The sequence below is a fragment of the Allobosea sp. LjRoot237 genome, from assembly GCF_964253285.1.
In the GTDB taxonomy this organism is placed as follows: Bacteria; Pseudomonadota; Alphaproteobacteria; order Rhizobiales; family Beijerinckiaceae; genus Allobosea.
Map to the genome: position 1 here is coordinate 1,950,201 of NZ_CAXUQP020000001.1, position 14,099 is coordinate 1,964,299.

Below are 14,099 nucleotides of genomic sequence, written 5' to 3' on the forward strand. Positions count from 1 at the left end.
GATGAGCGCGAATTCGAGAAGGACGGGACTGGCCGCGCTGATCGTGGCCAGTCTCTGCGCTCAGGCACAAGCGCAACAGTCGGAGGCGAAGCGCATTCGCGGCACCGCGATCGAACGGCTGCTGGCCGGCAAGGAATACAGCGATGGGGTCCACTGGCGCTACAGCTTCAGGCCCGACGGAGGTGTTGTCGGCTATGCGATGAGCCGGCGACAGGATCTGCGCTGGCGTGTCAGCGACGACAGCCTGTGCTGGCGTGCCGAAGGTGCTCAGGAGGATTGTTTCGAGGTCTGGATTTCGGGCTCGTCGGTCCAACTGCTGCCACAGGGGATCGGAACGCCCTTCGAGGGTATCGTGTCGCGGCTGCTCCCTTGATCCGATTGTTCCATTCGCCGGAATTCTGAACTGTCGGCCGCGGTGATTGCGATGTGGTGATGAAATGGTCATCTCGACGGGCGGAGGCCCGCAAGATGACCCATCGTTTCCTTGAGATCGCGACGACACCGGCTGTGAAGGCGACGCAGGAGGCGCAGGGCAGCCGGCGCGCCTATGCAAGGCAGGAGGAGGGTGAGCCGCATAACGACCGGCTCGGCGAGGCCGAGGCCGGCTTCATCGCGGTGCGCGATTCCTTCTACCTTGCGAGCATGTCGGAAACCGGCTGGCCCTATCTGCAGCATCGCGGAGGCCCGCCCGGCTTCCTGCGGGTGCTCGACGAGACGACGCTCGGCTTCGCCGACCTGCGCGGCAACCGGCAATACTTGAGCCTCGGCAATCTCTCGGCCGACGACCGGCTCTGCCTGTTCCTGATGGATTATGGCCACCGGGCGCGATTGAAGATCTTCGGTCGGGCGCGCTTCCACGATCTCGCCGCCGAGCCGGAATTGGCCCAGCGCCTGATCGTGCCGGGCTATCGCGCGGTGCCGGAGCGCGGCATGACCATCGCAGTCGAGGCCTTCGACTGGAACTGCCCGCAGCACATCACGCCGCGCTTCAGCGAGGCTGAGCTGGCGCCGGCGCTCGCACCGGTGCGGCAGCGCCTGGAGGAGCTCGAGATGGAGAATGCCCGATTGCGGGCCGAATTGGCGGCCCGCGCCTAAGGCAGGCTGCGCGCTGTTACATTCTCTCCGTCATTCCGGCCGTAGCGAAGCGGAGCGCCGGAATCCATCATAGAGCGAGACGCCCTTCGATGGATTCCGGAGCTACGCGCCTTCGGCGCTTGTCCGGAATGACGGAAGGAGATGATGAGTGTTAGCGTTTCTCAGCCGGCTCGATCACGCGGTACTCGGCGTCGACGATCTCGCCGCGGGCGGTATCGGGCTGCCTACGCTCGAACGGGTTCTGCGGGTCGATGCCGGCGGCGCGCATGCGGCGGCGCAATTGCCAGGTGGCGAAGGCGCCGCCGGCGATCACCAGCGGCACGAGGATCAGCGCCAGGCTCGCCGCGACCAGGAAAATCAGCACCCCGACGACGAAGGCACCGGCCATGACCAGCCAGCTCGCCCAGCGGGGCAAGCGGCCCAGACGGGCGCTGGCGGCATTGTTGAGGTCGATGCGGATCATGGCTCGTTTCGTTTCGTGTCACCCGCGGATAATCTAGGAAGCGAATGCGGCGTTGACGAGATCAGCCGAAGCGAGGCGATGACGATTTCGTCAGGATGGCGCGCGCCAGTCATAGATCCAAGCGTGGCGCTGGCGCATCCCGCTCGGACCCATGCGGCGCATGGCGAAGTCGCGCGCATAGCTCCATGGCCGGCCGAGATGGTAGGCCTCGCCGTTCTTGCGGCTGGCCTGCTGGACGCGCGCCGCACGTTCGGAACGCGCCTTGGCATAGGCCGCCAGCGCTGCTGGCACGGCCGCAGTCCCATCAGTCGCCAGCCGCGTGGCGAGCTCATGCGCCAGCACGGCGGCGTCCTCGATAGCGAGCGCCGCGCCCTGGGCCAGGAAGGGCAGGATCGGGTGGGCTGCGTCGCCGAGCAAAGCGATGCGGCCCTTCGCCATCCGGGCAGGGGCGCGGTCGTAGAGCGACCAGATCCGCCAGCTCGGCGCGCGCTCGATCAATTCGCGCAAGCCGGGTCCGGCATTGCCGGCGATTTCGGTCAATTGCGAAGCCTCGCCCTCCCGCGACCAACCGGGCCGCGCCTCGCGCGCGGCGCGGATCAGGACGAGGTTGATCTCCTTGCCGCCCGAGACGGGGTAATGCACCGCATGGCGGGCGCGGCCGAGATGCAGCGCCACGGCGGAGCGGCGCAGTGCCTCTGATAACCCTTCCGCGGGGATCAGCGAGCGCCAGGCTTCCCAGCCGGTGAAGCCGGGCTCGCCCGTATCTCCGACGAGGGCGCGGGCGCGCGACCAGAGGCCGTCGGCGCCGATCAGGGCCATGGCCTCGACCGTCTCGGCCCCGCCGCTCTCGCTGCCGAGCGTGACCGTGACGCCGCCCTCGGTTTCATGCGCGTCGACGAGGCCGCGGCCGATGATCCAGCGGATGTTCGGCAGGGTCCGGGCCGAATCGAGCAGGAGCTGGTGCAGATCGGCGCGCTTCAGCGAGCGCGACGGGGTCGCGCCCTCGACCGGCGGGGCGAACGGCATGGCGAGCAAAGGCTTGCCGCCGCCCCAATGGCCGATCGCCAGCGCCTCGGGCCGGATCGCGGCGCGGCGCAGAGCGAGGCCGAGATCGAGCGATTCGAGCACGCGCCCGGCATTGGGCGAGACCTGGATGCCGGCGCCGGCCTCGTCGAAACGGGTGCGCTTCTCGGCGATGGTGACGGGGATGCCGCGGCGGGCGAGCGCGATCGCGGCGGTCAAGCCGCCGATGCCGGCGCCTGCGATGAGGATCGGGAGGTTGGCCATAATGTCATGTCCTGCCGCGCCCCCGGCAGGACGTCCTCACGCCGCTTTGGCGGCGGTGTCGTGGTATTCGCACTCGGCCGGCTTGCAATGGCCGTGGCCGAGCGAGGGCTCGTATTTGAACAGCGTCGAGCAATAGGGGCAGACGATCTCGTCGTCGGAGCCCATGTCGAGGAAGACGTGCGGGTGATCGAAGGGCGGCTTGGCGCCGATGCACATGAACTCGCGCGCGCCGACATGGATCACGGCGACGCCGGGATCATTGTGGAAATGCGGGGTGCCGTGATCGGCCATGGCTGGTCTCGTCCTTGTAAATTCGGCGGCACCATAATCGTTCGCCGCAGGCCGCGCCAGCGCGCGTGAGACAGATCGACATCGATGCTGCCGTGACCTGTCGCCGCTGCGGGCGGCGAGGCGATCAGGGCTGGCGGGCGCAGGTCATGCCGATCTCGCGCGCCCGCTCGGTTTCCGCCGGGCTCAGCGCGTCGGCAAGCGCCTTGACCCAGAGATTGGCCTGCTTGAGCCCGTCCATCGAGCAGCCGCAGACGCGCTCGCAGATGTCCTTCGGCGTGCCTGTCGCCGTGCAGGAGCGTTGGCAGGAGGTGAGGAAGGTGACCGCCTCCGCATCGGGCAGTTTCGGGCCGGTCGCCTGCATGAACAGGAAGAGCGCGCCGATGAAGAGCGGCTGGTGGACGAGATAGACGAACAGGCTGTTGCGGCCGCCCAGGACGATGAGCCGGGTCGGGGCGGATGTCGCCCGCCAGCTTGCCCAGCCGCTCTCCTGTGTTTTCGGGAGAGCGATCCGCGCCAGCGCCATGCCGGCGAGGACGCAGCCGAACCAGGGGAAGACCGGCACGAAATCGGCGGTGAGCGGCCAGGGGCCGAAGCCGAGAAAGGACAGCCAGTCCTGCGTGAACACGCCGTCGCCCAGGATGAAGGGCAGGGCGAAGACGACGACAGCCGTGAGCGCGATGATCAGCGTCGGCAGGAACAGGAAGGGCAGGGCCAGCACGCTCGCCAGCGCGATATGATGCAGAATGCCGAAGAAGATGAAGATCTGCGGCAGGGCGAACCAGGTCGCGGAGGTGACCAGGATCGCCGCGCAGGCGACGAGGGCGAGACGGCGCAGATAATTGCCGCGGTCGAAGCCCTTGCGTGTCGCCAGCACCAGGCTGAAGCCGACGATCGCCAGGAAGGAGCCGGCGATCAGCCGGGCGAAGGCGCGCCAGCCGGGATCGCTGACGACATCGACGCCGATCAGCCGGAAATAGGAGAGATCATAGGCGAAATGGTAGACGAACATCGCCAGGAGCGCGATGCCGCGGGCCAGATCGACCAGTTCGATACGGCCGCCGGCCGAAGGTTGCGCTTGTTCGCTCATGGCTTCGTCATAAGCGGCGCGCGGCAATGCGGAAAGGGGTGGCGGGCACCGGCATGCCGGCGAGGATGCTACCCAAAGCCGCGCCGGCATGGCAGACCAGCCCAAAGATCAAAGGCAGCCGGCAGCAGGGCAGATGCAGACATTCGATTCCGACGGCGTGGCCATCGCCTATCTCGATCTCGCCCCAACCGGCGAGGGTTCCGGCGATCCGATCGTGCTGATCCACGGCTTCGCCTCGAGCCATGCGGTGAACTGGGTCAACACGCAGTGGACCAAGACGCTGACCCATGCCGGCCGGCGCGTCGTGCTCTACGACAATCGCGGTCATGGTCGGAGCCAGAAGCTCTACGATCCCGAAGCCTATCACTCCAACATCATGGCCGAGGATGCGCGCCGGCTGATGGACCATCTCTCGATCGAGCGTGCCGACATCATGGGCTATTCGATGGGCGCGCGCATCGCGTCGCATCTGACGCTGGCCCATCCTGAGCGCGTTCGTTCGCTGCTGTTAGGGGGACTCGGCATCCATCTGGTCGAAGGCGTCGGCCTGCCGCTCGGTATCGCCGACGCCATGGAGGCGCCCTCACTCGCCGACCTGACCGATCCGATGCAGCGGATGTTCCGCGCCTTTGCCGAGAACACCGGCAGTGATCTGCGGGCGCTTGCAGCGTGCATACGCGGCACGCGGCAGACGCTCTCGGTCGAGGATGTCGGCCGCATCGCCGTGCCGACTTTGGTCAGCGTCGGCACCAGGGACGACGTCTCCGGCTCCGGCCCGGAGCTGGCGGCCTTGATCCCGGGCGCCGAAAGCTTCGCCATCGAAGGGCGCGATCACAATCTCGCGGTCGGGGATCGCACGCACAAGCAGGCAGTCGTCGAGTTCCTGGCGCGGCGGCCGTAGAATAAAGTTCTCCTCAGGTAGAATATTATTCTACGGCAACAGCTTGCGACACTTGCCTCGCAAATCGATTCTTGTTCTTCACCGCTTGATTCAGCTAGAAGGCGGAGCCATGTGCTCCGGCACGACCTGATCGTGCTAGAGCCCGTTCCGATCCGCTTGCTATGCAAGCGGATCGGTAAAACGGTCTCTATCTTTAGCTTAGAGACGGATTCACCGATCAGATTGAGTCAATCTGATCGGATCCGGCTCTAGATGATCTACGAGCGAACCGCAGCGGAGAACGCCATGCCATCCGGGCGCCCGAACATCGAGATTCGCGATCCCGCGACCGGCCTCGACCGCGTCGACCCGGTCTGGTCGCGGCTGCGCAACGAGGCGGAGCTGGCGATCGCGAGCGAGCCGGCGATGGCGAGCTTCATCCTGGCGACGATCGCGAACCAGCCTAGCTTCGAGGCGGCGGTGGGCCATCGCATCGCGGCGCGCCTCGGCCATGGCGCCGTGCCGGCCGAGCTGATCGCGCAGGCCTTCGACGAGGCGATCGCTGCCGATCCCGAGATCGGGCAGGGCATCCGCGCCGATGTCGTCGCCGTGCTCGACCGCGACCCCGCCTGCTACCGGCTGATCGAGCCGGTGCTCTATTTCAAGGGCTTCCACGCGCTGCAGACGCACCGCCTGGCCAATTGGCTCTGGCGGCAGGACCGGCGCGACTTCGCGCTCTATCTGCAGAGCCGCTCGTCGGAGGTGTTCCAGACAGACATCAACCCGGCCGCCAAGATCGGCAAGGGCGTCTTCCTCGACCATGCCACCGGCCTCGTCGTCGGCGAGACCACGGTGATCGAGGACAATGTCTCGATGCTGCAGGATGTGACGCTGGGCGGCACCGGCAAGCAGGGCGGCGATCGCCATCCCAAGATCCGCAAGGGCGTGCTGATCGGCGCCGGCGCCAAGATCCTCGGGAATATCGAGGTCGGGCAATGCGCCCGCGTCGCCGCCGGCTCGGTCGTGCTCGCGGCGGTGCCGCGCAACACCACGGTCGCCGGCGTGCCGGCCAAGGTGGTCGGCGAGGCCGGCTGCGCCGAGCCGTCGCGCTCGATGGACCAGATCCTAGCCGGCGATTGCGGCGGCGGCATCTGAGGCCGTCCCGAAACTCTACTCCAACGGCCGTCTGACGGCGTTCTCTGCGCTTCCGGTGCTCACGGACCGATGTCCGCTACGCTCCGGTTCTCGAAAACACCGCCAGCCGACTCGCCGGAGCGACTTTCGAGAAGGCCTCCGGGTCGCCTTCGGGACGATGCCAGGTGCAGGGCTGATCAGCCCTGCACGAGCTTCTTCTTGTGGTCGTCGAGGTGGCCGAGATCGCGCTCGGGGTCGAGCCGGTCGCGCACGCGCTGCTTGAGCTGCTTCACATCGGGGAAGCCGCCATCGACGGTACGGTCCCAGATCAGTTCGCCGTCATAATGGATCTGGAAGATGCCGCCGGTGCGCGGGATCAGCACGACCTCGCCGAGATCCTGGCCGAAGGTCTGCAGCAGCTCCTGCGCCATCCAGGCGGAGCGGAGCAGCCAGTTGCACATGCTGCAATAGGTGATGGCGATGCGCGGGCCGGGCTTGGGTTCGGTCATGACGTGTTCCTGGAGCCGGTAGAGAACCCGCTCTTACGCCACGGTTGGCATCGCGCACCAGCCCATTATACGGCGAGTGCCGTTACGTCATTGTTCTCGCCCAGGTTGTGTGCGAGCATCTGCTCGTGACGTAAGGGTGGGGTCGTTATGGGCAGAGCGTTGCGTGTGTTCGTGCTGGCATTGGTTTGCCTGGCGGGCTTCATCGTGTCCGCGGCAGCATTGGATCGCGCGCGGCTGAACGAGGCACGCCCGGTCAGCGAGGCGGAACTGGCGGCGCTGCTGCAGGCGGCCAGTCGCGGCCGGGCCGGCATCAGTGGCGCGCGCGTCGATGCCGGTGACTTCGTCGTCATCGCCGGCGGCACAGAGATGCGCTTCGGGTTGGCGAGCCTGTCGGCCCAGCTCAACAGGGAGCCCGATGCGAGCCGCCGGCAAAAGGCTTTCGACAGTCTGTTGCAGAAGCTCGACCGCGTCGCGGCCAGCGGAGATCCGAGCAAGCCCAGCCCGGCGGAGATCGCTCGTTTCCGCGATGCGCTGCTGCCCGTTCTCAAGAACCGCTCATATGTCGACGACTTCGCGGCGCTGGCTCGCAAGCAGGGCGTGCCTGACGGCAAGCTGCTTCACCTGCCGCTTGCCGGCGACGTCATCGTCGTGCCGGCGCTCGATCTGCCGCGGATCACCCGCTTCGTCCCGGTCGGGGAAGGGCGGCGCTATGGCATGAGCGATGCGCAGGTGTTCGAGGCGGCGCTCGCCAATCTCGAGCGGCGCGCCAAGCGGTTTGAGATCCACGATCACGGTTTGGTCCGCGCCTTCGACTTCAACCCGCCCGACTACAATGTCTCGCTCCTTCTGCTGCCGAATCCATGGAAGGACATTCCCGATCTGCCGAAGACGGTCGTGATCGCCATGCCGGGGCGCAGCGTGCTCGCCTTCGGCGACGGCGACGACCCGAAAGCCGTAGCGGCTTTGCGAGCGATCGCCGCGATGAAGGATGATGGATTCCCGGTCAGCAAGCAGCTCTTCCGCCTGACGAAGGGCGGGCTCGAGGTCGTGCGCTAGCCGGCGCGGATGCCGTCAGGCACATGGAAGTGCCGCTGCAGGCTCTGCCAGCTTGCGCTTCGCCCCAAAACGCCCTAATGCGACCGCGTTTTTCCGGCCCTGCGCGGGCATCGTCAGGAACAAGGTGACATGGCCAAAGAGAAGTTTGCTCGGACGAAGCCGCACTGCAACATCGGCACGATTGGTCACGTTGACCATGGCAAGACGTCGTTGACGGCTGCGATCACGAAGGTTCTGGCGGAGTCTGGCGGCGCGTCGTTCACGGCGTATGACCAGATCGACAAGGCGCCGGAAGAGAAGGCGCGCGGGATCACGATCTCGACGGCGCACGTCGAGTACGAGACGGCGGCCCGCCACTATGCCCACGTCGACTGCCCCGGCCACGCCGACTATGTGAAGAACATGATCACCGGCGCGGCGCAGATGGACGGCGCGATCCTGGTGGTGTCGGCGGCCGACGGCCCGATGCCGCAGACCCGCGAGCACATCCTCTTGGCGCGCCAGGTCGGCGTTCCGGCGCTGGTGGTGTTCATGAACAAGGTCGATCTCGTCGACGACGCCGAGCTGCTCGAGCTGGTCGAGATGGAGATCCGCGAGCTTCTGTCGAAATACGACTTCCCGGGCGACGACATCCCGATCACCAAGGGCTCGGCCAAGGCGGCGCTGGACGGCGTCACCCCGGCGATCGGGCATGATGCGGTGCTCGAGCTGATGAAGACGGTCGACGCCTACATCCCGCAGCCGGAGCGGCCGATCGACCAGCCCTTCCTGATGCCGGTCGAGGACGTGTTCTCGATCTCGGGCCGCGGCACGGTGGTGACCGGCCGCGTCGAGCGCGGCATCGTCAAGGTCGGCGAGGAAATCGAGATCGTCGGCCTGAAGGACACGGTCAAGACGACGGTGACCGGCGTCGAGATGTTCCGCAAGCTGCTCGACCAGGGCCAGGCCGGCGACAACATCGGCGCGCTGCTGCGCGGCATCAAGCGCGAGGACGTCGAGCGCGGCCAGGTGCTGTGCAAGCCGGGTTCGGTGAAGCCGCACACCAAGTTCAAGGCCGAGGCCTACATCCTGACCAAGGAGGAGGGCGGCCGCCACACCCCGTTCTTCACCAACTACCGCCCGCAGTTCTACTTCCGCACGACGGACGTGACCGGCGTGGTGCACCTGCCCGAGGGCACCGAGATGGTGATGCCTGGCGACAACATCGCCATGGAAGTGCACCTGATCGTGCCGATCGCGATGGAAGAGAAGCTGCGCTTCGCCATCCGCGAAGGCGGACGCACCGTCGGTGCCGGCGTCGTCGCTACGATCATTGCTTGATCGAAGCGACAACGACGTCCGCGGAAACCGCAGACTTTGCGGTGCAGGCGTCGTCGCAACCATCATCGCGTAACGCTTCGGGCTCAGTCCGAAACTGGGGAAGGGGCGGCGGCAACGCCGCCCTTTTCGATTCTGACGCCAGCCCGTCCGCGAACCGAGTTCGGGACTGGCGTCGCAGAGCGCGCCGTGCCAGCTTCCTGTATCTTGCATACGGACTGGAGAAACGCGATGAGTCCCCGCCATTCGCTCGCCGACAGGCTGCGCCAGCCCGGCCTCGTGGTCGCGCCCGGCTGCCATGACGCCATCGGCGCGCGGGCGCTCGAGCAGGCCGGGTTCGAGGCGATCTACATGACCGGCAACGGTCTTTCCGCCAGCCTGATCGGCGCGCCCGATATCGGCCTCCTGACCATGACCGAGATGGTGGCGCGCGGCCGGGCGCTGGCTGCCGCGATCAAGGTGCCGCTGATCGCCGACGCCGATACCGGCTACGGCAATCTCAACAACGTCGCCCGGACCGTGGCCGAATACGAGGCCGCCGGCGTCGCCGCGATCCATCTCGAGGACCAGGTCACGCCCAAGCGCTGCGGCGCCATGGCGGGGCTCGCTCTGGTCACGCGCGAGGAGCAGGCCGAGAAGATCCGCATCGCCGTGGCGACGAGGCGCGATCCCGACTTCCTGATCATCGGCCGCTCGGATGCGCGTTTGCCGCTCGGCCTCGACGAGGCGATCGCGCGCGGCAAGGCCTATGCGCAGGCCGGCGCCGATCTCGTGCTGCTCGAAATGCTGCAATCCGAGGACGAGATGAAGCGGGCGCTGCGCGAGATCGAGGCGCCGCTGATGTTCAACTATGTCGAGGGCAGGGTGCCGTCGCTGACCGCCGAGGATTTCGGGCGCCTCGGCTTCAAGGTGCTGAGCTATCCGGTGTCGTCGACCCTGGCCTACGCCCATATGATGGCGGCCTTCGCGCGTGAGCTGAAGCGCTCCGGCACGACGCGGGCGCTGGAGCCCACCATGCTCGACCTGCCGAGCTACGAGGCTTTCCTGGGGCGCGAGCACTATGCCTGATCTCAAGGTCGAACAGCCGAAATCCCTGGTCACGATCGTTGAGGAACGCCTACGCAATGCGATCGTCGACGCCGAGATGGGCTTCGGCGAGAGCCTGTCGGAGGAAGCGCTGAGCGAGGCGCTGGGGGTCAGCCGCACGCCGGTGCGCGAGGCGCTGGCGCGGCTGCAGTTGCAGGGACTGGTGACGATCGTGCCGAAGAAGGGCACCTTCGTCTTCGCGCCGACCGAGGAGGACGTCGCCGAGCTCTGCGTCTTCCGTTTCATGCTGGAGACGCAGGCCCTGCGCGAATGCATGGCCAAGGGGCGCGTGGCAGCGCTCGCCGCGATGAACAATGGGCTCGCAGCGATGGAGGCGGCGCTGGCGGGCGGCACGCGCCACGATTATGCCCGCGCCGACACCGATTTTCACGAAGTCTTCTTCCAGCATTGCGGAAACCGCTATCTCGCCAACGCCTATCGCGGCGTCTCCGGCCGCGTTGCGGCGCTGCGCACGCATCTTTCGGTGCCGCTGGAAGGCGAGCAGGAGCGCTCCATGGCCGAGCATCGCCTGATGGTCGAAACCTTTGCCGCAGGTCGTCTGGCCGATCTCGACGCCATCCTGCACCGGCACATCATGCGGGCCTGGGACGCCTATGCCGATGTGCTGCGTCGCGGCGACGTTCCGGCCTGACGCGCCGCCGCGACAGGGAGCCCCCGGGCGATCAAATGAACTTGCATACAGTGTCCTAGAGATTATGCTTTCGGATGAGAGCCGCAAACGGCCCATCGAACCTCGGGAGGAGGCGTCATGAATTGTGCTCTTAAAGCTGCGGCCCTGGCGCTCGCGTTGGCTGCGACGCCGGTGGCGGCACAGGACAAGGTGAAGCTCGTCACCATCGCCGAGCTCTCCGGACCAGGGGCGACCGCCGGCACCAACTGGAAGAGCGGCATCGAGCTGGCGATCGAGGAGATCAACGCCAAGGGCGGCATTCTCGGCCGCAAGATCGACTTCGTCGCCTATGACACGCAGACCAACCCGGCCAATGCCCGCGCCGCCGTGCAGCGCGCGATCGACGAGGGCACACATGCGGTGCTGGGGCCGGTCTATACCGGCTCGATCATGGCCTCGATGCAGATCGCGCAGCGGGCCGAGATCGCCCAGCTCGCGGCGGGTGACGGCACGGCCTACACCGCCCAGGGCAACCCCTTCATCTTCCGGACCTCGCTCAGCCAGTCGGCGGCGATGCCTAAGATCGCTGCCTATCTCAAGGACGAGGTCAAGGCGAAGTCGGTCGCGGTCGTCTGGGTCAACAACGACTTCGGCAAGGGCGGGCACGAAGCCATCCTCAAGGAACTGAAGAGCCGCGGCATCGCGGTCTCGGTCGACCTCTCGACCGAGCAGGGCCAGGCCGATTTCGCCGCCGATGCGATCAAGATCAAGAATGCCAATGCCGACGCCGTCTTCGTCTATCTGAACGAGGAGGAGAGCGCCCGGCTGCTGGTGGCGATGCGCGACCAGAATGTCGGCAAGCCGGTGATCGGCGAGACCACGATCCTGAGCCAGAAGGTGATCGAGCTCGCCGGCAAGGCGGCAGAAGGCGTGCGCGGCCATGTCGGCCAGACCATCGATGCGCCGATCCCGGCCTTGCAGGAGTTCGGCAAGCGCTTCGAGGCACGCTTCAAATTCATGCCCGACCATAACGGCATCAAGGGCTACATGGCCGTCCATGCGGTGAAATGGGCGACCGAGAAGCTCGGCAAGTTCGAGCCGACCAAGATCGCGGCGACGCTGCATGGCGCCACGATCAAGCCGGAAGAGGAGCCCGGCATCCTGATGGAGACGACCTTCGACGAGAAGGGCGATGTCCAGCGCGAGAGCTTCCTGGCGGAGGTCGTCGACGGCAAGCAGAAGATCATCGGCCGGCTGCCGAAGTAAGCGACCAACCGGGGCCGTTGTTCGGAAGGGCGGCGGTCACGCCGCCCCTTATCGTTGTGCGGGCGCTTCCAGAGCCAACTCTTTCGCGAGCTGCCTTCAGCGAATTATGCTGAAGTTGCACGGCCTTGCCGTGTGCGGCTGAGGATCTGAGTCAACTTCGAACGAGACGGTTGCGATTTCGACTTGAAAAGCCGGCGAGGTTCGGGCTAAGCAACCGACGCTACAGGGGTGTAGCTCAGTTGGTAGAGTACCGGTCTCCAAAACCGGGTGTCGTAGGTTCGAGCCCTACCGCCCCTGCCAGCCGTCCGTCCGTGCTGCGATGACACAGAACATCTACGACGACGCCGGCTTCTTCCAGAATTACAGCCAGTTGCCACGTTCGCTGCGCGGGCTCGACGGCGCACCGGAATGGCCGGCGCTGCGCGCCTTGCTGCCGCCGCTGGTCGGGGCCAGCGTGCTCGATCTCGGCTGCGGGTTCGGCTGGTTCTGCCGTTTTGCTGCCGGTGAGGGGGCGGCGGAGGTCGTCGGCGTCGATGTCTCCGAGCGCATGCTGGCGCGGGCAAGGGCGGAGACGAGCGCGACAGGCGTTCGCTTCGAGCAGGCCGACCTCGAAACCTACGAGCCGGCGGCCGGGGGCTTCGACCTCGTCTACTCCTCGCTCGCCTTTCACTACCTTGTCGATCTGCCTGTCGTCTTCGGCCGCGTGCAGAGGGCGCTGAAGCCAAGCGGGCGCTTTGTCTTCTCGGTCGAGCATCCGATCATGACGGCGCCGCGCCATCAAAACTGGTCGCAGGATGAATCGGGCCTGCCGGTCTGGCCGGTCGGGGCCTATCTCGACGAGGGCCGGCGCGTCACCGACTGGCTGGCCGACGGCGTGATGAAGCAGCACCGCACGCTCGCGACCTATCTCAACCTGCTGATCGGGCTCGGCCTGCGCCTGCGCCATGTCGAGGAATGGGGACCGACGCCCGAGCAGATCGCGGCCGAGCCGGACTGGGCCAAAGAGCGCGAGCGGCCGGCCTTCCTGCTGGTCGCAGCCGAGCGACCCTGAAGCGCTCGATTCAAAACCGCTTGGCGCGCGGGCAATCGCGTTGTAAGAAGCCCTTAACGACGGCGCGCGGCTCCCTGGGCCCCGCGCCGCGAATCTTTCAGGACCGCCGAATCGCCGCTTAAACGCGATGATCCGGAACCGAGGTGACGAGCCCGATGGCGAAGACGAATCCCTTCCAGTTCCTGCAGGAGGTGCGCAGCGAGGCCGCCAAGGTGACCTGGCCCTCGCGCCGCGAGACGCTGATCACCACCGGCCTGGTCTTGCTGATGGTGCTGATGTCCAGCCTGTTCTTCCTCTTCACCGACACGGTGATCCGCTGGGGTCTCGGCCTCATCCTCGGCGCTCGTTGAACGGAAGCTAATAACGTGAGCACCCGCTGGTACATCGTCCACGCCTATTCCAACTTCGAGAACAAGGTCGCGCAGTCGATCAAGGATCAGGCGGCGCAGCGCCACCTCTCCGACAAGTTCGAGGAAGTGCTGGTCCCGACCGAGAAGGTCGTCGAGGTCCGCCGCGGCCGCAAGGTCGACACCGAGCGCAAGTTCTTCCCAGGCTATGTCCTGGTGAAGTGCGAGATGACCGACGAGGTCTACCACCTCATCAAAAATACGCCCAAGGTCACCGGCTTCCTCGGCGCCGACAAGGCCAAGCCGATGCCGATTCCCGAGAACGAGGCGCTGCGGATCAAGGGCCAGGTCGCCGAGGGCATCGAGCGGCCGAAGCCGACGATCGTGTTCGAGGTCGGCGAGCAGGTGAAGGTCGCCGACGGCCCGTTCGCCTCGTTCAACGGCGTCGTCGAGGATGTCGACCATGCCCGCGCTCGCCTCAAGGTCGCAGTCTCGATCTTCGGCCGCGCCACGCCGGTCGAGCTCGAATACAGCCAGGTCGAGAAGCTCTGACGCCTGGACGCTGCGACGGCCTGCCAAAGGGTGCCGGAAACGGCACC

18 protein-coding genes and 1 tRNA gene are annotated in these 14,099 nt (G+C 66.5%); 13 read left to right on the forward strand and 6 right to left on the reverse strand.

Annotated features, from left to right (window positions below; translation table 11 throughout):
* The first annotated feature begins 1 nt into the window (after window position 1).
* Together ACSQ24_RS09435 and ACSQ24_RS09440 are read left to right on the forward strand one after the other, a co-directional pair.
* Window positions 2-373 (forward strand): hypothetical protein, encoded by a 372-nt coding sequence (locus tag ACSQ24_RS09435; protein WP_436094437.1) that lies wholly within the window; start codon window positions 2-4, stop codon window positions 371-373.
* A 95-nt stretch (window positions 374-468) separates the two neighbouring features.
* On the forward strand, window positions 469-1,095 hold the full coding sequence (locus ACSQ24_RS09440; RefSeq protein ID WP_436094438.1) for a pyridoxamine 5'-phosphate oxidase family protein: 627 nt from the start codon (window positions 469-471) through the stop codon (window positions 1,093-1,095).
* A gap of 151 nt (window positions 1,096-1,246) precedes the next feature.
* Here the strand turns inward: ACSQ24_RS09440 and ACSQ24_RS09445 are convergent, their stop codons facing one another.
* The 4 genes from ACSQ24_RS09445 to ACSQ24_RS09460 form a co-directional block, all read right to left on the reverse strand.
* Window positions 1,247-1,558 carry a hypothetical protein gene (locus tag ACSQ24_RS09445; protein ID WP_436094439.1) on the reverse strand — a complete coding sequence of 104 codons (312 nt, stop codon included), beginning with the start codon at window positions 1,556-1,558 and terminating at the stop codon, window positions 1,247-1,249.
* 90 nt (window positions 1,559-1,648) lie between these two features.
* Window positions 1,649-2,845, reverse strand: coding sequence for an FAD-dependent monooxygenase (locus tag ACSQ24_RS09450; RefSeq protein WP_436094440.1), 1,197 nt, complete (start codon window positions 2,843-2,845; stop codon window positions 1,649-1,651).
* A gap of 36 nt (window positions 2,846-2,881) precedes the next feature.
* Window positions 2,882-3,136 carry a zinc-finger domain-containing protein gene (locus ACSQ24_RS09455; RefSeq protein WP_092159679.1) on the reverse strand — a complete coding sequence of 85 codons (255 nt, stop codon included), beginning with the start codon at window positions 3,134-3,136 and terminating at the stop codon, window positions 2,882-2,884.
* Window positions 3,137-3,260: 124 nt separating this feature from the next.
* Window positions 3,261-4,223, reverse strand: coding sequence for a DUF1624 domain-containing protein (locus tag ACSQ24_RS09460; protein WP_436094441.1), 963 nt, complete (start codon window positions 4,221-4,223; stop codon window positions 3,261-3,263).
* A gap of 133 nt (window positions 4,224-4,356) precedes the next feature.
* On the opposite strand from ACSQ24_RS09460, the gene ACSQ24_RS09465 reads away from it, so the two are divergent.
* Window positions 4,357-5,124 (forward strand): alpha/beta fold hydrolase, encoded by a 768-nt coding sequence (locus tag ACSQ24_RS09465; RefSeq protein WP_436094442.1) that lies wholly within the window; start codon window positions 4,357-4,359, stop codon window positions 5,122-5,124.
* A gap of 285 nt (window positions 5,125-5,409) precedes the next feature.
* Complete coding sequence (gene cysE, locus ACSQ24_RS09470; protein WP_436094443.1) at window positions 5,410-6,258, forward strand: serine O-acetyltransferase; 849 nt, start codon at window positions 5,410-5,412, stop codon at window positions 6,256-6,258.
* A 176-nt stretch (window positions 6,259-6,434) separates the two neighbouring features.
* On the opposite strand, the gene ACSQ24_RS09475 is transcribed toward cysE, so the two are convergent.
* Window positions 6,435-6,746, reverse strand: a complete 312-nt coding sequence (locus ACSQ24_RS09475; protein ID WP_284170413.1) for a SelT/SelW/SelH family protein — start codon at window positions 6,744-6,746, stop codon at window positions 6,435-6,437.
* Window positions 6,747-6,893: 147 nt separating this feature from the next.
* On the opposite strand from ACSQ24_RS09475, the gene ACSQ24_RS09480 reads away from it, so the two are divergent.
* Complete coding sequence (locus tag ACSQ24_RS09480; protein ID WP_436094444.1) at window positions 6,894-7,802, forward strand: hypothetical protein; 909 nt, start codon at window positions 6,894-6,896, stop codon at window positions 7,800-7,802.
* A gap of 15 nt (window positions 7,803-7,817) precedes the next feature.
* On the opposite strand, the gene ACSQ24_RS09485 is transcribed toward ACSQ24_RS09480, so the two are convergent.
* Window positions 7,818-8,000, reverse strand: a complete 183-nt coding sequence (locus ACSQ24_RS09485; protein WP_436097982.1) for a hypothetical protein — start codon at window positions 7,998-8,000, stop codon at window positions 7,818-7,820.
* Between ACSQ24_RS09485 and tuf the strand changes: the two genes are divergently transcribed.
* From tuf to nusG, 8 genes are all read left to right on the forward strand, one after another.
* Window positions 7,932-9,122, forward strand: coding sequence for an elongation factor Tu (tuf, locus tag ACSQ24_RS09490; RefSeq protein ID WP_436094445.1), 1,191 nt, complete (start codon window positions 7,932-7,934; stop codon window positions 9,120-9,122). The two genes, ACSQ24_RS09485 and tuf, sit on opposite strands and share 69 nt — an antisense overlap.
* Window positions 9,123-9,350: 228 nt before the next feature.
* Window positions 9,351-10,187 (forward strand): isocitrate lyase/PEP mutase family protein, encoded by an 837-nt coding sequence (locus tag ACSQ24_RS09495; RefSeq protein ID WP_436094446.1) that lies wholly within the window; start codon window positions 9,351-9,353, stop codon window positions 10,185-10,187.
* The gene (locus ACSQ24_RS09500; RefSeq protein WP_436094447.1) at window positions 10,180-10,857 is read left to right on the forward strand and encodes a GntR family transcriptional regulator; all 678 of its coding nucleotides are present in this window, start codon (window positions 10,180-10,182) and stop codon (window positions 10,855-10,857) included. The genes ACSQ24_RS09495 and ACSQ24_RS09500 overlap by 8 nt, the downstream gene beginning before the upstream one ends.
* Window positions 10,858-10,974: 117 nt before the next feature.
* Entirely contained in the window at window positions 10,975-12,102 is a 1,128-nt protein-coding gene (locus ACSQ24_RS09505; RefSeq protein WP_436094448.1) for an ABC transporter substrate-binding protein, read from the forward strand.
* Between the two features lie 224 nt (window positions 12,103-12,326).
* A tRNA-Trp gene (locus ACSQ24_RS09510) sits at window positions 12,327-12,402 on the forward strand.
* Window positions 12,403-12,421: 19 nt separating this feature from the next.
* Window positions 12,422-13,153, forward strand: a complete 732-nt coding sequence (locus ACSQ24_RS09515) for a class I SAM-dependent methyltransferase (protein WP_436094449.1) — start codon at window positions 12,422-12,424, stop codon at window positions 13,151-13,153.
* 155 nt (window positions 13,154-13,308) lie between these two features.
* Window positions 13,309-13,503, forward strand: a complete 195-nt coding sequence (gene secE, locus ACSQ24_RS09520; RefSeq protein ID WP_057189978.1) for a preprotein translocase subunit SecE — start codon at window positions 13,309-13,311, stop codon at window positions 13,501-13,503.
* 15 nt (window positions 13,504-13,518) lie between these two features.
* The gene (gene nusG / locus ACSQ24_RS09525) at window positions 13,519-14,052 is read left to right on the forward strand and encodes a transcription termination/antitermination protein NusG (protein WP_436094450.1); all 534 of its coding nucleotides are present in this window, start codon (window positions 13,519-13,521) and stop codon (window positions 14,050-14,052) included.
* Window positions 14,053-14,099: the final 47 nt, after the last annotated feature.